The organism is Blautia pseudococcoides, from assembly GCF_001689125.2.
Lineage (GTDB): Bacteria > Bacillota > Clostridia > Lachnospirales > Lachnospiraceae > Blautia > Blautia pseudococcoides.
In genome coordinates, this window is record NZ_CP015405.2 from 3,379,958 (window position 1) to 3,402,930 (window position 22,973).

Annotated in this window: 16 protein-coding genes, 1 riboswitch and 1 other annotated feature; of the genes, 2 read left to right on the forward strand and 14 right to left on the reverse strand. The window is 49.6% G+C overall.

Annotation, left to right across the window (positions count from 1 at the left end; genetic code table 11):
* Positions 1 to 25 precede the first annotated feature (25 nt).
* A complete protein-coding gene (locus tag A4V09_RS16130) occupies positions 26 to 2,674 on the reverse strand; it encodes a valine--tRNA ligase (RefSeq protein ID WP_065543244.1) in 2,649 nt (882 codons plus the stop codon).
* Between the two features lie 42 nt (positions 2,675 to 2,716).
* Positions 2,717 to 2,941, reverse strand: a binding site (T-box leader).
* Between the two features lie 405 nt (positions 2,942 to 3,346).
* Positions 3,347 to 3,538: riboswitch (cobalamin riboswitch) on the reverse strand.
* Positions 3,539 to 3,583: 45 nt separating this feature from the next.
* Complete coding sequence (locus A4V09_RS16135) at positions 3,584 to 3,799, reverse strand: alpha/beta-type small acid-soluble spore protein (protein WP_065543245.1); 216 nt, start codon at positions 3,797 to 3,799, stop codon at positions 3,584 to 3,586.
* 194 nt (positions 3,800 to 3,993) lie between these two features.
* Here A4V09_RS16135 and A4V09_RS16140 point away from each other — a divergent pair, with 194 nt between their 5' ends.
* Entirely contained in the window at positions 3,994 to 4,986 is a 993-nt protein-coding gene (locus A4V09_RS16140; protein WP_065543246.1) for a CAP domain-containing protein, read from the forward strand.
* Positions 4,987 to 5,186: 200 nt separating this feature from the next.
* On the opposite strand, the gene A4V09_RS16145 is transcribed toward A4V09_RS16140, so the two are convergent.
* From A4V09_RS16145 to A4V09_RS16160, 4 genes are all read right to left on the reverse strand, one after another.
* Positions 5,187 to 5,375 (reverse strand): PspC domain-containing protein, encoded by a 189-nt coding sequence (locus A4V09_RS16145; RefSeq protein WP_065543247.1) that lies wholly within the window; start codon positions 5,373 to 5,375, stop codon positions 5,187 to 5,189.
* A gap of 84 nt (positions 5,376 to 5,459) precedes the next feature.
* Positions 5,460 to 6,329, reverse strand: a complete 870-nt coding sequence (locus A4V09_RS16150; protein ID WP_065543248.1) for a DUF4097 family beta strand repeat-containing protein — start codon at positions 6,327 to 6,329, stop codon at positions 5,460 to 5,462.
* A complete protein-coding gene (locus A4V09_RS16155) occupies positions 6,326 to 7,213 on the reverse strand; it encodes a DUF1700 domain-containing protein (protein WP_065543249.1) in 888 nt (295 codons plus the stop codon). Before A4V09_RS16155 ends, A4V09_RS16150 begins: the two co-directional genes overlap by 4 nt.
* Entirely contained in the window at positions 7,210 to 7,533 is a 324-nt protein-coding gene (locus A4V09_RS16160) for a PadR family transcriptional regulator (protein ID WP_033139211.1), read from the reverse strand. Before A4V09_RS16160 ends, A4V09_RS16155 begins: the two co-directional genes overlap by 4 nt.
* Before the next feature lie 385 nt (positions 7,534 to 7,918).
* On the opposite strand from A4V09_RS16160, the gene A4V09_RS16165 reads away from it, so the two are divergent.
* Entirely contained in the window at positions 7,919 to 8,518 is a 600-nt protein-coding gene (locus A4V09_RS16165; RefSeq protein WP_198168548.1) for a DUF4230 domain-containing protein, read from the forward strand.
* A gap of 187 nt (positions 8,519 to 8,705) precedes the next feature.
* Here A4V09_RS16165 and A4V09_RS16170 read toward each other — a convergent pair whose 3' ends face one another.
* The 8 genes from A4V09_RS16170 to A4V09_RS16205 form a co-directional block, all read right to left on the reverse strand.
* Positions 8,706 to 10,481 (reverse strand): ABC transporter ATP-binding protein, encoded by a 1,776-nt coding sequence (locus A4V09_RS16170; RefSeq protein ID WP_065543250.1) that lies wholly within the window; start codon positions 10,479 to 10,481, stop codon positions 8,706 to 8,708.
* Position 10,482: 1 nt separating this feature from the next.
* Positions 10,483 to 12,219 (reverse strand): ABC transporter ATP-binding protein, encoded by a 1,737-nt coding sequence (locus A4V09_RS16175; RefSeq protein ID WP_065543251.1) that lies wholly within the window; start codon positions 12,217 to 12,219, stop codon positions 10,483 to 10,485.
* Positions 12,220 to 12,287: 68 nt separating this feature from the next.
* The gene (locus A4V09_RS16180; RefSeq protein ID WP_065543252.1) at positions 12,288 to 12,575 is read right to left on the reverse strand and encodes a sensor histidine kinase; all 288 of its coding nucleotides are present in this window, start codon (positions 12,573 to 12,575) and stop codon (positions 12,288 to 12,290) included.
* A 3-nt stretch (positions 12,576 to 12,578) separates the two neighbouring features.
* On the reverse strand, positions 12,579 to 13,205 hold the full coding sequence (locus A4V09_RS16185; RefSeq protein WP_330396582.1) for a sensor histidine kinase: 627 nt from the start codon (positions 13,203 to 13,205) through the stop codon (positions 12,579 to 12,581).
* Between the two features lie 2 nt (positions 13,206 to 13,207).
* Positions 13,208 to 14,599, reverse strand: coding sequence for an alanine/glycine:cation symporter family protein (locus A4V09_RS16190; RefSeq protein WP_089280623.1), 1,392 nt, complete (start codon positions 14,597 to 14,599; stop codon positions 13,208 to 13,210).
* Positions 14,600 to 14,826: 227 nt separating this feature from the next.
* Positions 14,827 to 18,684 (reverse strand): UvrD-helicase domain-containing protein, encoded by a 3,858-nt coding sequence (locus tag A4V09_RS25505; protein WP_065543254.1) that lies wholly within the window; start codon positions 18,682 to 18,684, stop codon positions 14,827 to 14,829.
* A gap of 2 nt (positions 18,685 to 18,686) precedes the next feature.
* On the reverse strand, positions 18,687 to 22,118 hold the full coding sequence (addB, locus tag A4V09_RS16200; protein WP_065543255.1) for a helicase-exonuclease AddAB subunit AddB: 3,432 nt from the start codon (positions 22,116 to 22,118) through the stop codon (positions 18,687 to 18,689).
* 12 nt (positions 22,119 to 22,130) lie between these two features.
* Positions 22,131 to 22,946, reverse strand: a complete 816-nt coding sequence (locus A4V09_RS16205; RefSeq protein ID WP_065543256.1) for a Cof-type HAD-IIB family hydrolase — start codon at positions 22,944 to 22,946, stop codon at positions 22,131 to 22,133.
* Positions 22,947 to 22,973: the final 27 nt, after the last annotated feature.

Sequence of the window (22,973 nt, forward strand, 5' to 3'; positions counted from 1 at the left end):
TTTAACTCTCCTATAGCCTGCGCAGTTATCTGCCAAGCTGTGCAAGCCTTTCCTTTACCTGTTCCATCATATTTGTATATTTCTCAAGTTTGGCCTTCTCCTCAGCTACCTTGCTCTCAGGCGCTTTGCTCAGGAACCGCTGGTTTTTAAGCATGCCGTTTACACGGGCAAGCTCCTTGTTCAAACGCTCAGCTTCTTTGTTCAGGCGCTCAATCTCCTTCTCTATATCCACCAGTTCCGCAAAGGGCATGTAGATCAAAGCCTTTGAAGTCACTGCGGAGACCGCGTCGTCCGCAATCCCTGTTTTGTCAGCCTGAATGGTCACTTCACTGGCATATCCCAGAGTTGCGAAGAATACCTTTCCGTTGTCAAATACCTGACGGATTCCTTCCTCCTCTGAGACCACGAATACTTTAGCCTTTTTGCTTGGTGGTACATTCATATCTGTACGCACATTACGGATGCTTCTTACAGCCTCCTTGATGATCTCCACTGCGCGCTCATCCTCTTTGAAACTCCACTCCTGTTTTTCCACCGGCCAGGAGGCGGTCATGATGGATTCCTCCTCCGGATGCAGGGTGCAGAAGATTTCCTCCGTGATAAACGGCATATAAGGATGAAGGAGCTTCAGCGCATTGCCCAAAACAGTTTTCAGCGTCCAGAGTGCTGCTGCCTTGGTGTTGTCCTCATCATTGTAAAGCCTTGGTTTTACCATTTCGATATACCAGTCACAGAACTCTTCCCAGATGAAGTCATATACTTTCTGAACTGCAATGCCCAGCTCGTATTTGTCCAGATTCTCCGTGACTTCTGCTGCCAGAGTATTCACTTTGGAGAGGATCCACTTATCTGCACTTGTCAGGGTGCTTATATCAATCTCTGCCGGAACCTCCGCTTTTTCCAGGTTCATCATAATGAAACGGGATGCATTCCATACTTTGTTGGCAAAGTTGCGGCTTGCCTCCACTCTCTCCCAGTAGAAACGCATATCATTTCCAGGCGCGTTTCCTGTCATGAGGGTAAGACGCAGTGCATCCGCACCGTATTTGTCGATGACTTCCAGAGGGTCAATTCCATTCCCCAGGGATTTGCTCATCTTACGGCCCTGGGAATCACGAACCAGACCGTGAATCAACACATGGTGGAAGGGTGTCCTGCCAGTCTGCTCCAATCCTGAGAATACCATACGGATAACCCAGAAGAAAATAATGTCATATCCTGTTACCAGCACATCTGTGGGATAGAAATATTCCATCTCCTCTGTTTTCTCTGGCCATCCCAATGTGGAGAAAGGCCAGAGCGCGGAGGAAAACCAGGTATCCAGGGTGTCCTCATCCTGGGTCAGATGATCACAGCCGCATTTCGGGCAAACCTTTGGCATCTCCCTGGCAACCGCTACCTCCCCGCATTTGTCGCAGTAATAGGCGGGAATCCTGTGGCCCCACCAGAGCTGGCGGGAAATACACCAATCACGGATATTCTCCAGCCAGTGCATATAGATCTTATCAAAACGGTCCGGAACAAACTGCAGGCTTTTGTCTTCCAAAGTCTGAATGGCAGCCTCCCCCATCTCTTTCATCCTTACAAACCACTGGGGCTTGATCATTGGCTCCACGGTGGTGTGACAGCGGTCATGGGTGCCGACGCTGTGGGCATGTGGCACTACTTTCACCAGAAGTCCCTGTTCCTCCAGGTCTTTGACCATAGCCTTTCTGGCCTCATAGCGGTCCATACCCGCATATTTGCCTCCCAGCTCATTGATGGTGGCATCATCGTTCATGACGGTGATCTCCGGCAGGCTGTGGCGTTTTCCCACTTCAAAGTCATTGGGGTCGTGGGCCGGTGTGATCTTTACGCACCCGGTACCGAATTCTTTATCAACATATTCGTCTGCCACAACCGGGATTTCCCTGTCTGTCAGAGGCAGCTTCAGCATTTTCCCAATCAGGTCTTTGTATCTGTCATCTTCAGGATTGACTGCAACAGCCGTATCTCCCAGAAGGGTCTCGGGGCGCGTGGTTGCGATCTCTACAAAACGGCCTTCCTCTCCCACGATAGGGTAATTAATATGCCAGAAAAATCCGTCCTGGTCCTCATGTTCTACCTCTGCATCTGAGATGGACGTCTGGCATACCGGACACCAGTTGATAATGCGGGAACCTTTGTAGATATATCCTTTTTCGTATAATTTAATGAAAACTTCCTGCACTGCCTCGGAACATCCCTCATCCATGGTAAAACGTTCTCTGTCCCAGTCAGCAGATGCGCCCAGTTTCTTTAACTGGTTAATGATCTTTCCGCCGTATTCCTCTTTCCACTTCCAGGCGTGCTTCAGAAATTCTTCTCTGCCAATCTCATTTTTATCAATGCCCTGTGATTTCAGCTTTTCAATAACCTTGACTTCTGTTGCTATGGCTGCATGGTCTGTGCCCGGCTGCCACAGTGCTTCGTAGCCCTGCATTCTCTTGAAGCGGATCAGGATATCCTGCATAGTCTCATCCAGCGCATGTCCCATATGAAGCTGGCCTGTTACATTGGGCGGGGGCATCACAATGGTAAATGGTTTTTTGTCTCTGTTCACTTGGGCATGGAAATATTTGTTGTCCAGCCACTTCTGATAAATTCTGTCTTCCAGACCCTTGGGGTCATAAGTCTTGGCAAGCTCCTTGCTCATAATCTCCTCCTTAATTAAAAAACGCCCTTTACAGACTGCACTGTAAAGGGCGAAATATTCCGCGGTACCACCTTTTTTTCTCACTCATGTCCGTTAACGCAGACTACGCGTGAAGGCCTACTCCTGATTCATCCTTTACAAACCACACAGTTCAGCCCTCCGGTTCAAAAGCTACCTTCCATCCATTCCCCTGAAACGACCTTGCAGCCGGTGGATCGTTCTCTCTGTCAGAATCCAGGATGTACTCCTCTTTCTCATCACCTTTTCATACGTCCCATCATAATCACATTATCCTGGTTTGTCAAGTGAATAAATTGTGAAAACACAAAAATAAGCCCGTTTCTGCGGACTTATTACTCACTTTGCAAGGGATATTACCCCTCTGATCCTCTCCCCGTTCCGTAACCATTCAGTAGTATCCCTTTGGATATGGGATGTTTGTCCGGCTGCTGAATTTCTTCTGAAGATCAGCGTAAGGAATGCACAGACCTGCCGGGTTGTTACGGGTTCCTTCTATAATAAAAGGGTGCGGATACACGAGGCATAAGGATCAGAGGGATCCCTGCCGTTTAATCTGCTGCATAATTCTATAAATTCAGGTTTCGGCCTTTCGGCATTCCATAATAAGAATCTCTTATAGAGATTCAGGTTCTAAACTTTGCACGGAAGTTCTCACCCTACTGCTCTCAAGCAGGTTTCCTGGCTTATGGTTCATCGCTCAGCCGCCTTCTCACACTTTCATGCAATGGCACTTTGGCATTGCTCTCCATTTACAGTGACCGCATCGCTCAGGACTTGCACCTGATTCCCTTTTCACCAGCACTGTGCGGCCAGTGCGGATGCACTTGATCGTTTTATGGAATTATACACATTTATGTTACCATTCTCCACAGGTTCAGTCAAGACCTTTTATCTGTTTGCGGATGTATTCTCTGCCTTCTTGCTTTCCCGTTTTCTTCTTGTCATGATCCCGCCGATTCGCCCTGTCTCCTTGGCTGATAAGCTTTTCCATCCTGATTCCAAAACCTGGTCAAGCAGTCCCAGTTCCTCTGCTATTTCATATTTCAGCATTTCCTCCCGGGGAATCTTATTTAAGTCAATCTTCTCATTGTTTTTCTTGCTCATGAAAAGTCACACTCCTTCATAAATAATTAAAGTCTCTTTCAAGTATGACCTGTTCTTTTCTTTTTAAACATATATCAAAAATATTCTGCTGTACTCCAATTCCAGTTGTTCCCTGTTTCTTTCCTGTCCCAATCGTGTTATTATTCACTTTGTAACAACTACATAACATTTTCGTAACAAATAAGGAGGTCTTTATGAAACACAAAATATTACCGGGATTTCTGGCACTGGCTGTGGTGAGCGCCATGGGAATGGCTCCCGCTCGTGTACAGGCTGCTTCCATTGAGGATGTAAAACAGAATCTGCAGGGCAAAGGTATTATTGTAGCCGGAAACATTTCCAATCTGGATGAATTAAAACAGAAGCTGGAGAGTATGGGCATTGACTGCTCCATTCCCGGCTGGCTGGAATCTCTCTGCCCGGAACTCCCAGGCATAGGACAGCCCGGAAACCCAGACACCCCGGGCGACAACCAGCCTGAGAACCCGGACACTCCGGACGACAACCAGCCTGAGAACCCGGACACTCCGGATGATAACCAGCCTGAGAACCCGGACACTCCGGATGACAACCAGCCTGAAAACCCGGACACTCCGGATGATAACCAGCCTGAGAACCCGGACACTCCGGATGATAACCAGCCTGAAAACCCGGACACTCCGGATGACAACCAGCCTGAGAACCCGGACACTCCGGATGACAACCAGCCTGAAAATCCGGGCACTCCGGACGGCAGTCTCCCGGAAAATCCGGACACCCCGGACAACAACCAGCCGGGAAATCCCAGTGTTCCGGACAATGACACAGAGAACGCTGATTTTGTAAAGCAGGTAGTAAACCTTGTAAATCAGGAACGCGCCAAAGCCGGCCTCTCACCAGTGACAGCCGACACATCCATCCAGGCTGCCGCCCAGGTCAGAGCTAAAGAGATTGAGAAATCCTTCTCCCACACACGTCCTGACGGAAGTTCCTTCAGCACCGCACTGACCCAGCAGGGTGTCACCTACCGCGGTTCCGGAGAAAACATTGCATGGGGCCAGAAAACCCCGGAGCAGGTTATGAACGGCTGGATGAACAGTGAAGGCCACAGAGCCAACATTCTCAATAAAAACTTTACCAAGATCGGTGTAGGCTACCACCAGAACGCCTCCGGTACCAATTATTGGACCCAGCTATTCACTTACTAAACACACACACATTCATAAGCACACATCACACCAAAGACCGCGGCCCAGTGTCCCCCACTGCAGCCGCGGTCTTCCCTATTAACAATCTTTGAGATCCTTATTGCGTCAATAATACACGATTCTTGCCGCTCATCTCCCTTCCCTATTTCGGAATGATAATTGCGGCAATAATACACGATTCTTGCCGCTCATCTCCTTCCCTATTTCGGAATGATAATTGCGGCAATAATATACGCCACAATTCCAGTCCATACCATCCCAAAGCAGGAAAGTATCACCCATGCAAGCCTCACCAGTGTTGGGTCGATATTGAAGTATTCCGCAATCCCTCCGCACACACCTGCCAGCATATAATTTGTAGATGACCTATACAATCTCTTATCAGACATAATGATTCTCCTTTCATCTGAAACAATTTTTCTGATTTACAATTCCTGTTACTGATCAACGGTATCAATCCCCGCTGTAACTGTTCAATCTCCATTCTCAAATAATATATCCACAGTGCCCATTCCGCATTCTATCTCCATATATTTTGGTGCATTGCTGTCACCTGTCCTCAATGAGCTGATACCGCTGTGGGACTCACTTCCCACATTTACAGCGCCTAATCCGCAGTCTATATCCGTGCCGTAATCCTGACGTTTTCCGGCCAGCGTTGCGGTTACGGTTCCCATTCCGCAGTTCACATACCCTGTAGTAAATTCTATAAAATGAATATCCATGGTACCCATGCCTACACCCAGTTCCGCCTCATTTGCCCTGATGCTTCCACTGGTCTCCACAGTTCCTGCGCCTACATACATGGTCAGATTCTCTGCCTCCAGGTCCTGCACTTCCAGTATTCCAGCCCCGATTTGGAATTCCGCGTCAACAAATTTCTTGTTCTTTGGAATCTCTATCTCAATAGGGTATTTTTCAATAGAGCGCTTTCTGTAGGACCTTTCTATGGAGAGCTGACCGTCATCCTCATCAAACACTACCTTATCTTTATTGGAATAAACCTTGACACGAATTTTATCGCTGGCGGAGGAACGCACTACAGAAACATATGTGTATTTTGTCTCCACATCCAAATCCAAGACCTGGTCTGCGTCAAATTCATATTCCTTAACCGCTTTCCCGTTCAATGTTTCCTTTATGTCATCTACAGACTCTGAAAACTCATAATCATTGTCATGACGTACCCAGTTTCTAAAAGGCTCCCAGTCCATACTGTTTTCCACAGCCGCAGACACACCGCCCCAGGTAGCGCCCATGATGATCCCAGCTAAAAACAGGGCACCGCCTACAATTACCAGAACCAATGCTGTGATCAAACAAAATTTTGTAAATTTCTTCATGAACGGTCACCTCCCCTCATTCCTCTATGAACGATTCTCTGAATCAAATCAACAACCCAGCGGAACACTGCAGGCACCACTTTTGCTAAAAACAATATAAATACCATGACCAGCAGGATACCAACAGCGGACATGATGATTCCCGCTCCGGAAATAGCCAGTGCTGCCGCCGGATTTCCCAGCATATGGATCAGTGCGTAAACCACCATGGCAATGCCGCTGCCCAGCAGAGCTACCCCGCTGAACATAACTGCTGCGATAATACCGGCCACACCTGCCAGCAGGCCAAAAGGTATACCGAGGATACCAAGGCCGATCCCGCCCACTACCGGAACAGCGAACATTACAAATACAATAATGATGCCCCACATGATTCCGCTTCTGTTCCTATGGGTTTTCCCTGTACCGTAACCGCTTCTGCTGTAAGGGCCGTCATATCCCTTACCGCCGCTTCCATACTGTCCTGTACCGTCCTGGCTGCTGCTCCCTTCCGTGCTTTCCTGACCGCTGGATCCATTCTGGCTGCCATAACTTCTCCGGCCATCATATGCACTGCCATCCCGCTGTGTCTGTTCCCCGCTGCCGGTACTTTGCTCTTTCTTATCCGCACCTGCCCGCTCCGGCATATTCCTGTCATCAAATATCCCGTCGCTGTATCCGGTCTCTGTGTATTCTCCGTAGTCCTTCCGGTTCTCACCCAGGTCTGCCTTGATGATGGCAGCCACCTTGCCCGGACTTCCCAATTCCTGTATAACAGAGGATTCATTTTCTTCCCCTGCATCGTCAAAGTAACTGTTGTAGAAATCCAGTGCCTCCTCTCTCTCCTGCACCGGAATATCCCAAAGCAGCCGTTCCAGCTGCGCTAAAAATTCCTTTCGTTTCATTTTGGTATCCCTCCCTCGAACAATCTGGAAATCTTTGTGGAATAGTTTTTCCACTCTGTCTTATAAAGATTCAGCTGTGCCATACCTCTCTCTGTCAGCTTATAATATCTTCGGTTCCTGCCCCCGTACTCCTGATCGTAGGTCTCCAGGCATTCATCCTTCTGAAGCCTTCTGAGTACCGGATACAGTGTGGATTCGGATACCTCCAAAACCTGCCGGACATCCTGGGTGATCTTATACCCATATGTGCCGTCTGCCTCCTTGGAGACCACCGCCAGTACAATTGCGTCCAGCAGCGCGGCGCCTGTATTAAAAACCATATTCTCACTTCCTTTTCTCCGTATATGCCGCCTGTACTGCCGCGGCTGCCTCCCGGCATGAAATAATAGAACTCCGGGACACTTAGGATTTATATAATATTATATTTTCTACAATACTATTTTATATTTAATACTATATGCTATATAATATACTTTTGTCAATAGTATTATATTAAAAACATGTTTTTCTTTTCAAATGTCGGAAAAAGACGTATAATGTAGAAAGAAGCCCGCAATGGTAACTGCTGGCCACTGTCCGCGGATTCCCGTCCGGGAATACCTTCTCCAAAAGATGCTGCGCAAAGGATGCTACTGTACAAAACCTAAGCATACAGCATACTGTAAAGGTACCGGACCGTTACCATTCTAAAACACGGAGGTATAAATGAAAAATAAAATAGCAAAGATGATCGGCGTAGTCTGCGTCCTGATCCTGGTCATTTTCGGCGTATTTCTGGGAAGATACTGGGAGGGGCGCAAATATCAAAAGGCAGACATCTCCGTCTCCGCTATCACTGCCCGTTTAACCCAGGCAAGTGACCTGGCTACCGCCCGATTGGAATACAGAGGATTGATCCGTTACGAGGCCGGTGAGATCCGTTTTATCACCCAGAAAGGCTTTACCATGATCTACGATGCCCATATCAAGGCAGGCATTGACCTTTCCAAAGCCCAGGTGGACGTATCCGGCGAAACCATCACCGTGACCCTTCCGGAAGCCGTGATCCAGGACATCAATATTGACCCGGACAGCCTGGAGTTTTACGATGAAAAAATAGCACTGTTCAATCCCCAGAACAAAGAGGATACCGTAACTGCCCTGCAGGCAGCCAAGGAAGACGCGGAGAAAAATGCCGCTGACAGCGATCTGCTGACAACGGCAAATGAACAGGCCCGGCGCCTGATCCAGGAACTGCTGGTCCCTGTGACCCAGGACAGTGATAAAGAATACACCCTTGTATTCCGCGAATCGGCAGCAAACTGAAAGAAAAGCGTAAGGATTCATTAGGTCTGCGCATTCACTGCGCTGACCGTAAGAAAGTGTTCCGCGGTCAAGCAAAAATCCCATTACAAAAGGCGATCATGCATGGATTTTTGCCTGTAACTGTGAGAGGCAGCGTATATACATATCGGGCCGGGAGAATGTTACGATTTCTCCCGGCCCGTTTCTTTTATTCTGTAACCGCAGCCGTATCCTGTCCGGACAAAAACTGGCTGTTGTACAATTTGGCGTAAAATCCGTTTTTTTCAAGCAGTGACTTATGATCCCCCTGCTCCACAATGTTTCCGTTATCCATTACAAGGATCACATCCGCCTCCCGTATGGTGGACAGGCGGTGAGCCACAATAAAACTGGTCCTGCCCTGCATCATTTTTGCAAATGCCTCCTGAATATGCATCTCGGTCCTGGTATCAATGGAAGATGTGGCCTCATCCAAGATCAGCATAGGCGGAAGGCAGAGCATAACCCTGGTGATACACAGAAGTTGTTTCTGTCCCTGGGACAGGCCGCCGTCCTCTGTGATCACCGTATCATATCCCTTTGGCAGGCGCTTGATAAAACTGTGTGCATGGGAAGCCCTGGCCGCCGCCTTGATCTCCTCCTCCGAGGCATCCGGTTTTCCCATAATAATATTATCCCGGATTGTACCTGTTCGGAGCCAGGTATCCTGCAGCACCATCCCATAGGCACCCCGCAGGCTTTTTCTGGTAACACTGCGGATATCCCGGCTGCTGACCCGGATACTGCCCCTGTCCACATCGTAAAAACGCATGAGCAGGTTTATGATCGTGGTTTTCCCGCAGCCTGTGGGGCCTACGATGGCTACTCTCTGTCCGGGCTGCACATGCAGATTGAAATCCTGCACCAGTTTTGCCTCCGGTGAATAGGAGAAGTATACATGCTCCAGATCCACTTTTCCGTCTGTATGTTCCAGAGTCTTTACATCCTCCGGCTCCGGTATCTGAGGCGTTTCCTCTATGAGCGCGAAGATACGGGAAGCACAGGCCAGCGCATTCTGAAGCTCTGTCACCACACCTGAAATCTCATTAAAGGGCTTGGTGTACTGGTTGGCATAACTCAGGAAACAAGAGAGCTGTCCCACTGTTATGCCGCCGCTTATGACAGACAGCGCCCCCACCAAACCAACCCCTGCATACACAAGACTGTTGACAAAACGGGTACAGGGATTTGTCAGGGAGGAGAAGAAGATAGCTTTCAGGGAACAGTCTGCCAGCCGTTTGTTGATCTCGTCAAAATGCTCCAGGGCTTCCTCCTCATAATTAAATGCCTGGACCACTTTCTGGCCTCCGATCATTTCCTCCACAAGGGCAGTCTGCTCCCCGCGGGCCTCTGACTGCTGCCTGAACATGGTAAATGTCCTCTTGGCAATAAAGTTTGCCACAAAGAGGGAGAGCGGTGTGATCAGCACCACCACCAGCGTGATCCCCACATCTCTGGTGAGCATAAAAAGCAGAGTCCCCAGAATGGTGATCACCCCTGTGAAAAGCTGGGTGAATCCCATCAGCAGCCCGTCTGAGAACTGGTCCACATCTGCGATCACACGGCTTACCACCTCGCCGTAGGAATGGTCATCCATGTATTTCAGCGGAAGTATCTGTATTTTCCGAAATGCCTGGTTCCGCACATCCTGAACCGTGTGGTAGGCGATCTTATTGTTGCTCACATTCATGATCCACTGGGCCAGGGCTGTAAACAGGATCACAATGCCGATTTTCTGCAGTGTGTGCAGCACATAGACAAAATCAACCTTTCCCTTTTCTACAATATAATCAATGGCCTCACCTGTCAGGATGGGCACATACAGAGTCAGGACCACCGTCACTGCCGCCGCCCCAATAGACAGGATCAAAAACGGCCAATAATGCCGCACATATTTGAGTACCTTCCGGAGTGTTTCCCTCTGTGCTGATTTTTTCCTGTCCATCTTATGCCTCCTCCTCTCTGCGCTCAAACTGTGATTCATAAATTTCCCTGTACACGGTGCAGGTCTTCAAAAGCTCCCCGTGGCTGCCCGCCCCTGCCAGATGACCGTCCTCCATCACCAGGATCAAATCTGAGTACATGACAGAGGAGGCTCTCTGGGATACAATAAATACCGTCATCTTGTCCTTCAGGTTCCCTATAGCCCGGCGCAGTCTGGCATCTGTGGCAAAGTCAAGGGCTGACGCACTGTCGTCCAGGATCAGGATCTCCGGGTTTTTCACTAAAGCCCTGGCAATGGTAAGGCGCTGTTTTTGTCCTCCGGAAAGGTTTTTTCCTCCCTGCACCACCTCTGTGTCCAGGCCGTCCTCCTTTTTCTCCACAAACTCCTTTGCCTGGGATATTTCCAGTACACGCCACAGCTCCTCATCAGACGCCCCCCGGTTTCCCCATAGAAGGTTCTCCCGTATGGTTCCTTTAAACAGCGATGCCTTCTGCAGGACCATGCCCACCTTCTGGCGGAGCTCGTGGATGGGATAATTTCTCACATCCACTCCGTTCACCCGGACTTCTCCTGCCGTGACATCATAAAACCTGGGGATCAAATGCACCAGGGAAGATTTTCCGGAGCCGGTGCCTCCTATGATACCTATGGTCTGTCCCTTCCCGGCCTTAAAGTTAATATCCGTCAGAGATTCATCTCCTGCATTTTTATATGTAAGCCCCACATGGCAGAATTCTACGGCTGCGCAGCTCTCTTTTGTCTCTGCCGGGGATTTCCTGCCTCCGTCCTGCATACTGGACTGTATTTCCAAAACACTCTCCACGCGGTTTGCACAGGCCAGGGCTTTGGTGATAGTGATGATCAGGTTTGCCAGCTTGATCAGCTCCACCAGGATCTGGGACATATAATTCACCAGGGCAATGAGCTGTCCCTGTGTGATATATCCCGTATCCACCCGTATAGCTCCTGTCCACAGAAGCACTACCAGAGCGCCGTTGATGAGCACGTAGGTCATGGGATTCATAAGACCTGAGATTTTCCCCACATGTTTCTGCATGGCTGTGAGGGTATCATTACTCTTTTGAAAGCGTTCCTTCTCTTCCTCTTCCTTATTGAATGCACGGATGACTCTGACTCCGGTGAGATTTTCCCTGGTGATCCCAAGCACCCTGTCTAAGGCGGCCTGGGTCTTCTTATACAGAGGGATGGTGATCAGCATGATCCCAAAAACTACCACAGAGAGCAGAGGAATAGTCACCACAAAGATAAGCGCGGCTTTCACGTCAATGGTAAACGCCATTATCATTGCGCCGAACACAATACAGGGGGAGCGCAGAAACAGGCGCAGCACCATATTGACCCCGTTCTGCACCTGATTGATATCACTTGTCATTCTGGTGATCAGCGTGGAGGTTCCCATGGTATCCATTTCCGTAAAGGATAGTCCCTGGATATGGGAAAACAATACGTGCCGCAGTTTTGTGGAAAATCCCACCGCGGCCTTTGCCGCAAAATACTGTGCCGTCGCAGAGCAGACAAGCCCGATAATACCAAGGCTCACCATCAGCAGGCACATGGCGGTCACATAATGCCTGTCCCCGTTTCCGATCCCCCGGTCAATGATCCGGGCCATGACAAGAGGCACCAGCAGTTCAAAGGATGCTTCCAGAAGCTTGAACAGCGGTGCCAGAACAGACTCTTTTTTATAGTCTTTCATATAAATTAGCAGTTTTCTCATGATGTTCTCCTACCGGTTATTATTTTTTTCCTATTTATCTTATCACCTCTTTCATGGAAAGACAAACTTTATCTGATATATTCCGGCACCGGCACATCTCTGAGAATCCGTACGGTAACTTTCGTCCCCCATCCCTCTCTGCTGTAAATGGATACGCCGCACTCCTCCCCATATGTACTTTTTACCATGGCCTTCACAAGGCGCACTCCAAATCCGCCCTGATCCCCGGCATCCTCCTCCAAAAGACGTCTGCTGGTTTCTGCGGGCATCCCTTTTCCATTGTCCCAGACTTCGAAGATCAGGTATTCCCCCTCTTGCCTGAGATTCACATGAAGCTGTCCCTCCTGTTCATTCATCCCTTACTTAATAGCATTTTCCACCAAAGGCTGGATCAGCAGCTTGGGCATCTCACACTCTGACAGCTCATCCGGTATGCGGATCTCATACTGCAGTTTTTCATTCAGCAAAAGTCTTTGGAACGACAGGTAGGATGACAAGTATCTCATATCCTCCTGCACTGTGACAAATTCCTTTTTATGGTTTACACAGTACCGCAGAATGTCAGCAAGGGTTGCCACCACATCGGCAATCTCATACTCATTTTTTAAGACCATCTTCCAGTAGATCATATCAAACACATTATAGAGAAAATGGGGATTCAATTTTGATTTGAGTGCCAGCATCTCCAGCTTGTAGTAATTGTTCCGCTGTCTCTGAACCGTATGAAGCAGTTCCTTGATGCGCACAAGCATGTAATTAAAACTGTCAATGATCATGCCGAATTCATCCTGCTTTTTCCGCTCCATGGTGAAATCCAGCTCACCGTTCTGTATCCGTTCCATGCCATACAGAAGCTGTTTGACCGCAGATATACAGAATATGGGAGCCTCCTGCCGGAACCGCCAGCGGTGCCAGGGGGGGTATAGCCAAAAAAGAGCCTGCGGCAGTCCTCCGCAGACTTCTCTTTTCTTAACTTTGTGCAGCAGTCTTACTTTTTCTTTACTTCTTTCTGGAAATCAAAACATTCCTGTGCCACCACATTACTCAGCACCAGAAGACAGATCAGGTTTGGAATCGCCATCAGCCCGTTCATGGTATCTGAGAAATCCCATACGATCTGCAGTGTCCTTGTAGCACCCACAAATGTGATAAAGGAGAACAGTACCCTGTAAATCCTGTTCATCTTTGTGGAGCGGACCAGAAATTCCAAAGATTTCTCCCCATAGTATTCCCAACCAAGAATTGTGGAGAAGGCAAACAGCATGATCCCGATGGAAACCAGGTAACTTCCCATAGGACCCAGGGCGCTCTCAAAAGCTTTTATAGTCAGATTTACGCCTGTCACCAATTCACCGGAAGCATCCTTTATCCCCAGCACACCCGAGGATGCAATGACAAGACCTGTGACGGAACAGACCACCAGCGTGTCAAAAAAGGTTCCTGTCATATTGATATATCCCTGTCTGGAGGGATAATCGGTCTTGGCTGCTGCTGCCGCAATCGGAGCTGAACCGAGGCCGGCCTCATTGGAGAACACACCTCTGGCAACGCCCCAGCGCATGGCAGATGACATGGTGGCTATGATATTTCCGCCAACACCGCCGGCTACTGCCTTTACGGAAAATGCCATGCCGAATATCTGGCCGAGACCGTCAGGTATATGTTTTGCATTGATAATGATAACACCCACTCCGCAGGCAAAATACAGCACTGCCATAAAAGGCACAACCTTCTCACAAACTTTTCCTATGCTCTTGATCCCGCCCACCAGAACTACAAGTGCCAGGGTTGTTATCACAACGCCTGTAACGATGTTGGGAATTTTAAAGGTGCTGTTCAGTGCATCCGCAATGGAGTTGGCCTGTGTCATATTGCCGATTCCAAAGGATGCAAGAACTGCAAAGACCGCAAAAAGTGTTGCCAGCACAGCCCCCACTTTTTTGTTACGGAACCCATTTTTCATGGTATACATGGGGCCGCCCACCATCTCGCCGTCCGCGTTCATCTCCCTGTATTTTACAGCCAGAACGCTCTCCGCATATTTGGTGGAGAGTCCAAAGAGAGCGGAGATCCACATCCAGACGATTGCCCCGGGCCCTCCCATGACCATAGCGGTTGCCACACCTACGATGTTGCCTGTTCCTATGGTTGCAGCCAATGCAGTCATCAGGGACTGAAACGGGGTGATATCTCCCTCTCTGTTTCCCATACTGTCTTTTTCAGGGTCTTTGAAAATTGATCTCAGAGCAAAACCCAAATTGCGCCATGGCAGAAATTTCAGTTGAAAGGTAAGAAAAACACCTGTGCCCACCAGCAAAATCAGCATAAAGGGACCCCATACAAAATCATTCACCGTCTTCAGTATTCCAGCAAAATCCATACATTTCCTCCCTCACCTGCAGCAACGCAGAAAGGGACAGACTACCCAACCGTCTGCCCCTTTGTTCCACTGCGTCATCGCATTAACGTTTTATTCTTTCTCCATATCATACCATGGGAGGGAGGGTTTGTAAATCTAAAATCATGGGAAGGGGTGTTGCATGCAGGGGGATTGTTAATAGGCGGATGGGGTGTTGGGGCGGTTGTCTAAACCCCGCCGCCACCTACCTACACTACTATTTCCTTCTGCAGATCCACAGAATAAATATACCTCTCAGCCACTCTTTTCCCCGTCATCCGCTCCAGGGCCTCTGTATAGTAATCAAGCTGAACCCTATATTTTTCAACCAGATCACTGCCATTTCTGCGCCGTACCCTGTCTGTTTTGTAGTCTACCAGCATGATCCTGCCCTCCTCATAGAAAAAGGCATCAATAATCCCCTGTACCAAAACGCTCTCATCCCCAGCATACTCTTCTCGCAGCCGGTCGGCAGAAATCCCCATGACAAAAGGCTGTTCCCGATAAAGCATTCCTGCGGCCTGGGCTTTTGCCATGCGTTTTCCAATAGGAGAAACAGCAAACTGATACACATCGCCGGGCGAAACTGTACGCCGGACCTCCCTGTCTATCCTGTGCTCAGATTCCAGAGAAGCAAGCTGTTCCTCCACCTCCTCTACGGAACCGGCCTTGGAAAAGTCAAGGCATTCAAATACTCTGTGGTATGCGGTACCTCTTCCGGCTCCGGTCAGACCCTCCTCACGTTTCTCAATAAATGAAGGGATATAAGGAACCACCTCTTCCTCCTCATACCAGTCCGTGCTCTCCTCATCCTCCATATGCAGCCGCTTTACCTGGGAAACCGTAACTTTTGCCGGAATTTTTTCCCGGTCCAGGTAAGGATAGGTGTAGGTGAAGCATTCCTCTATCTGCTCCTTTGCATCCTTATTCCAGCTTCCGTTGGTGTCAAATCCCAGTATCTCCTGTTTTTTCATCATCTGTATCATCCTGGTCTCCGCCTCTTCCAGGGTAAGCTTTGCAGGCGAGATCACCTGCACACGGAAACCTGCCTCATGGTTATGGAGGGGATTCAGCGCGTAAGGGCGTTTTTCATGGGAGAGATATACCCGGTCCATACAGCGGTGCCTTGCAAGAGCTGGAAAGATCCAGTCCAGATAGCAGCGGGCTTTTACAAGTCTGCCGTAGGATATCCTGCGCTCCTCCTGCTTTTTAAGAGGCTCCAGGGCTGTCAGCCGCTTCTCCAGCCTGGAGGTACAGCCTGTGAGGATCAGTTTTTCTTTTGCACGGGTCAGCGCCACGTAGAGAATACGCAGCTCCTCTCCCAGATTCTCGATCTGTATCTGACGCTGCACCGCTTTTTTAAGGAGCGTTGGCGTTTTTGTGCGGTATTTGGCATCCACCCAGTCTGCGCCCACACCCAGATCAGGGTGCATGGCCAGGGATGCCCTGGCATCCTGCTGGTTGAACTGTTTTCCCATGCCGGAGACAAATACAACAGGAAATTCCAAACCTTTGCTCTTGTGTATACTCATGATCTTCACTGTGTCTTCATTTTCGGAAAGGATGTTGGCCTCCCCGAAATCCACCTGGTATTTCTGCAGATTTTCTATATACCGTACAAAGTTGAACAAGCCCCGGTAACTGGTGCTCTCATAGTCTTTGGCCTTCTGAAGCAGCATGAGCAGGTTTGCTTTCTGCTGTTCCCCGGAAGCACCTGCCTGGATATAGTCAAAAAGCCCTGTTCTGTCGTAAATTTCCCAAAGCAGCTCGTGCATGGGTGTGTAGGGAACTTTCTTTCGGATACTTCTGTATAGCTCCAGAAATCTGTGTGCCTTTTCTCCAATCTGTCTGTCCTCTGCATCCTCACATTCATCCAGTGTTTCCGCTGCCAGAAGCGCCTGATACATCCCTGATATTTCTTTCTCTTTGCCTACACATTTCACACGCGCAAGCTCCTCCATGGAAAACCCGCCGGGCAGGTTGTGAATGGCTCCTGTAAAAGGGATGTCCTGCAGTGGATTGTCCAGAATCCGCAGGTAGTTTAACACAGTCATGACCTCTGACGCGGAAAAATACCCGGTCTTTGTGGTCACACTGGCGGGAATCCCCTGGGCGTTCAGGACACGTTTAAAGGTCTCCGACCAGCCGGACAGTGTCCTGAGGAGTATCACGCAGTCACTGAATCTGGCCGGACGATATTTCCCTGCAGCCTTGTCAAGAACAGGAAAGGAACCCACAATTTCCTGAATCTTTCCCGCAGCAGCCCTGGCTTCCAGCTCCTGCACGTTTTCACCGGATTCCATGACCTTCCATTCTTCCTCATCCGTCTCCACCAGAAGCAGTTCCGTGTCCTTCCACATCCTTTCGTCCGTCTTTAGCAGCATCGGTCCTGTGTCCTGATGCTCTGCCTCCGCCAACGGCAGTTCTGTACCTTTCCATTCGGTCCCATCCGTCTTAAGCAGCGGCGTTTCCGTGTCCTCATCCTGTCCAGCCAGGCCCGTTGATCGGGGGCGGCTGTTCTCCTCCTCTTTTCCATATGGGGGAAAGGATGCCCCCGGATACAGGGCTGCCGCTTCGTCATACTCTACTTTTCCCAGGGCCTCCCCCATGATCTGATAGAAGAGAAAATTCACGCCGTCCAGCACTTCTTTCCTGCTTCGGAAATTTTTGTGCAGGTCTATTCTCAGGCAGTCGCCGCCTGCTGTGGAATAGGTCTTGAACTTCTCCATAAACAGATCCGGCCTTGCAAGACGGAAACGGTAAATACTCTGCTTCACATCCCCCACCATGAAAATATTGTTGCTTCCATCCTCCATTTTAGAAACCGCGTTCAATAGCTTTTCCTGGACAAAGTTACTGTCCTGGTACTCATCTATCATGACCTCAGCAAACCTTCCGGCAAGCTCTTTCGCCGCCTGGGTCCTCCTGTCCCCCTCTTCCGAGTGATTTACTAAAATCTTCAAAGCAAAATGCTCCAAATCCGGGAAATCCAGTATATTCTTCTCCCTTTTTTTCTCTGCATAGGCCTGTGTAAACTGCAGCGTCAGGTCGATCAGCACACGCACCGGGCCTCCGGCCATTTGCACGTACCGGGCAGCCGCATCCAGGGAGAGAGAAAAATACTGCTCCTTCAGCTCCCCCAGCAAATCCTTCACCTGCTGCCGCAGATTTTTCGTCAGTTCTTTTGCCTCCTCCGATACCTGCGGGTCTTTCTTGGCTGAAAGCCTGGCAAAAGCAAGACCGGAAAACAATTTCTGCCATTCCTCAAAGGAATCAGACTTGAGCAGCTTCTGTACAAAGGTCCTGTCAGACTGCAGTGCATTTTCATAATAGTAAGGGCCTCCCTCTCCCATGGACGTGCCCAGAGCCGCATCTGCCAGGCTCATGGCTTCCTGCAGGCTCTTTTGGATATCCTCTTTTATCATCTGCATCCACCCGGCCTGCTCCAGTTCCTCTTTGGAAGAAATATTATAAGCCTCCTTACAGGATAAAAGCCACTCCTCCGGATACGGATAACTGACGGAAAAGGTGTAGAGCCGCTTTATCATGTCCTCAATCCCCTCATCCGTCTTACCGGTGGAAAAACATTCCACAAACTGCAGAAACTCCGGCTCCTTCCTGCCGTACGCGTCATCCAGCACCTGAGCTGCCACATCCCCCTGCATCAGGCGCAGCTCTCCTTCCTCCGCCATCCGGTAGGATGGGTCCAGGTCGATCAGGTGGAAATAATTCTTTACCACATAAGAACAAAAGCTGTCAATGGTGGTGATCTGCGCGTGGTGAAGCAGGGTGCTCTGTTTCTGCAGATGTTCATTGTCCTCATCCTCTGCAAGCTTTTTCTCAATTGCCAGACGGATCCGCTCCCGCATCTCCCCTGCTGCCGCCCGTGTAAATGTCACGATCAGCAGTCTGTCAATATCCACCGGATGCACCGGGTCGGTGATCATGGTTATAATACGCTCCACCAGCACTGCCGTCTTGCCGCTCCCTGCTGCTGCACTGACCAGTATGTTGCATCCCCTGGCATCAATGACCTTTTGCTGCTCTGTTGTCCACATCACTCCCATACTTACACCTCCTTATCCACAGGGTCCCCGGACTTTTCCCCGTCTTTCATCTTATTCCATATTTCCTCCGGTTTCAGAGGATTCAGCCGCCGGTAGCGGTATCCCGCCACTTTTTCGTCAAATCCACAGGCCCCTTTATAGGGGCAATACTGGCAGGCATTCCGTTTTCCCATCTCATAGGGCAGAGTCTCTGCCTCCCCAGCCAGGATCCTGCGGCCGATCTCCCTCATCTTTTGGTTTACATAATTAGATATCAAATGAAACTGCTCCGGACTGACCGCGCTGGAATTTCGTGACAGACTTCCGTCCTTATTGATGGTCACAGGGACGCTCAGGGAGGCAACACCGTTCTCCCTCAGATTTACATCCAGTTTTTCCAGTACGCCTCTGTCTGAGGAAGCCAGGCCGTTCATGCGCAGTTCCTTCAGAATACGACGGTTCAGCGCCTCCGGGTCCTCCTCCTCCACTTTTTCCACCACAGGGTCTTTGATATTGTAATAAAAGATCCCTGCAGGCTCCACCTTTTTATCGGGATTGTTCCTCTGCTCCAATTCCAGAGCCGCGTTCATATACAGCACAAGCTGAAGCTGCAAGCCATGATACAGAGCCAGCAGATCAAAAGAAGTATTTCCTGATTTATAGTCAATGACCTTCACCAGGATCTTGTCCTCCTCCACACAGGTATCCACACGGTCAATCCTTCCCAGAAGCTTCATCTTCTCCTCTTCTGACAACGTGATGTTAATGCTCTCCAGGGAATCCGCCATGGCAAAGGAGACCTCAAAGCGGCTTGGCGTGAAGGCCCCCTGCTCCATCTGGCTGGTCAATGCCCAGATGGTTCGCTTCATCATCCGTTTTACCCGGCTGACCATATATTCATTTCTGGCACTGCTTTTCAGTATGGTATTTCCATAATAAGAGACGACTTCCTCCACACAGGCTTCCCCCATCTCCTCTATCTGTTCCTCATCAAGCGCGGTCCAGGGAATGCCGCTCTCATGCATTTTCTTAGCAAAACGCTCCAGGCCGCTGTGCAGCACATTTCCCATATCCATAGGGCTGAATTCGTATCTGGCCCGCTCTTTTAACTCCAGGCCATAGGCCAGAAAATGGGCACAGGCGCATTGGGCAAACAGTTCCAGACGTGTGGCGCTGTTCTCCAGGGTGGTGCCGTAGAGGGCCTTCGCCACACTTCTTCCAATCTCGTCCTCAGGGTTGACCCGGAATGCGCCTTCCACCATGTTCTGCACGGTCTGCTGCCATACCTCCTGCTTCTGGTACCAGGAAAACAGTTCCTTCCAGAGAGGGGAGGGCTCCTTATCAAGGATCTCCTTGAATCCCTGGGCCAGATACTCCAGTGCACTCTGGGGATTTTCTACCTTCCAGGCAGAATCTTCGGAGGGGCGTTCTAAAACAAGGGCTGGAAACAGCTTCTGCACTGCACCGATCAGGAAAGACTGGGTCATGGGTTCTCCTCCATCGTCAGCCCTGCTGTACGACAGATACAGTTTGTCCGAAGGCTTCGTCAAATTCAGATATAAATAGAACCGCTGTGTATACAGGTTTTCCCGGTAAGTGGGCGCCAGTGTGACAGAGGAGTTTTTTAAATCCTCCCGGTTCAGGTCCGACAGGATTTTCCCGGCAGTGTCCTCTCTTGGAATCTTCCCGTCATTGACACCAACAAAAAACAGCACCTTTATGTCTTTCAGTCTGGTCCTCTCCATATCCCCCACCAGCACCTGGTCCGAGTTTGGAGGGATGATACCGATCTTCACTTCGGAGAGACCGGCCTCCAGCAGCTCTTTAAATTCCCTAAGACTTACTTTCTCCTCCCCCAGGACCTCTGCCATCTTGTCAAAAAGATCCATGATCATGGGATAAATCTGCCCGTACTCCTTGGCTTTGTCCATGGCGTTCTCGGAAGCGAAGTTTTTCCCGCTCCTGTCAAGTTTTTCCTGGATATCACATGTGGTGATGAACCCATAAAACGCGGACACGCGCTCTAAAACAGTTCCTTTTCTGGTCTTCATCTGCTCTGTAAAAGGCGTCAGGGTCTCCATGAGCTGTTTTCGTATTTTGTTGATCTCCACAACCTCCTCCGGCTTTTCTCCCCGGTAGTGAAGTACCCACTCCTCCTGCCATTTGCCAAAGCCCCGGATCCCCATGCCAAGCACATAATTTTCCAGCCTGTCCATATCCTGTCCGGGCAGATCCAGAAGCCCGCAGCGCAGCAGCCGGAAAACACTCTCATAGCTGTAATTTTCCAAGAGCATGTCCACAGCCGAGCGTAGAAATTCCACAAAGGGATTCATGAACACAGACTTCTTCTGGTCAATAAAACAGGGGATATCAAACTTCAAAAAAGCTCTTGCTGCATGATCCGCATAGGTTTCCATGTCCCCGGTGATGACCGCAAAATCCCGGCATCTGTACCCTTCTTCCCGCATCAGGCGGCGTATGAAAAGGGCAGTCTCCTCCATCTCCTGTGCCGGATTTCTGCTCTCCCGGATATGGACTGCCTGCTGCTCTTTGGTATAGATCTCCTTTTTAAACCGGAACAGGTTTTGTTCCAAAAACTCCATGGGTTCATTGCCGGCAAACCTTCCTTTTCCCTTTACCCAGGTCTCCTCCACCTGACTTCCTGCCGCCCTGGCAAGTTTACATAACTTTGACACTGTTTCCCTGCTCAGGTGAAAAAGATGGTGGGGGCTTCCCTGGCGGTAAGCATCCAGGCGTTTATCCATGGTCACGGTCACATACATGGTCTCGCACAGGGGGAGGACCTGTTCCAGTAATTGAAGCTGAATGGGGGTAAACCCGGTGTAGCCGTCCAGCACCATCACACTTTCTGACAATTTTTCGGACTGCCCGGCCACCCGGCCCAGAACCTCCAGCACTTCCTCCTGGGTGATAAACTTCCCCTCCAGGTAATCAAAAAATCCCTGGTACAGCACAGAGACATCTTTCAGCTTATAATAAAGCTCCGGCTTGTCGCTGGCATAGTCCAGCATGGTATCCATATCCTCTTTTGTGACCTCATACTGCTTCAGCTCTGACACCATGGATTTCATCTGGGAAATATAGCCCTGCTTTTTCATTTTCTCCCCCAGGATTTTCAAATCTTTTTTCTTTTCCTGGGATACTTTCCGGAGGACCAGGCTCTTACCCGTCTCCTCCAGCACCTGGGCGCAGGATTCCCCTGTCTCCTCCAGCACCCTGTAGGCAAGGCGCTCAAAGCTCAGAACATCAATGTTAAGAATCCCATTTCTGGGGTGCATCATTACAAGTTCTTTCTGGGTCTGCATGGTAAACTGTTCCGGCACCAGAATTAAATACTGTTTCTCCGGATGTTCCATGGACTCCTGTATGATTTTCCGGTAAATATAATGCGATTTCCCGGCTCCTGAAGCACCGAAAATAAAATGCAGCGGCATAAATCTCCTCCTCTAATCAGTTATAAAAAATTTATCTATCACTTCTTCCACCCCATCCTCATCATTGCTCCGGACGGTAATGTAGTCAGCCACATCCTTGACCTTTTCCTGGGCATTTGCCATGGCAGCGCCCAGCCCTGCAAACTGTATCATGGAAATGTCATTATAACTGTCCCCGCAGCACACCATCTCCTCCCTGGATATGCCTAAAATCTTCAAAAGCTTTTCCAGACAGTAGGCCTTGTCCACATTTTTGGGCGTTGCCTCCAGGAAAAACGGTTCTGAGCGGAAGATCTGGGCTTCGTGCAGATATTCCTCCGCCAAAAGCGGCTCAATCCGCTCCAGCTCATCCGGCTCCCCGGTGAGAAGACATTTGTTCACCGGAAAATTTACATAACTAGGGAAATCCTTTCTGTGACAAATGGGCAGCCCGGTGATCTTTGATTCTGTCTCCATATAGACATCCGGAGTGGTTCCCGCAATGATCTGCTCCTCCTCATAAGTGATGATCCCCACCTCATGCCGCACTGCACTGCGGTAGAGCTTTCTGGGCATACCCAGAGGAAGCGTTTTGGAATAGATACACTCCTTTGTCTTCCAGTTCACGATCCTGGCCCCGTTAAAAGCCAGCACATAACTCCCATACTTATCAAACTCCAGTTCATCCGCCACCGGAGCAATTCCCCTGGTGGGCCGCCCGGAAGCGATAGCTACCAAAGTTCCCTGCTCCTGCAGTTTTTTTATGGCCGCTTTTGTCCTGGGCGTCACTTTTTTCTCTGTATTGGTAACTGTGCCGTCAATATCCAGCACAAGCAATCGGTAATTCATAATTCTCCTGCCTCCTTGATGACAAAA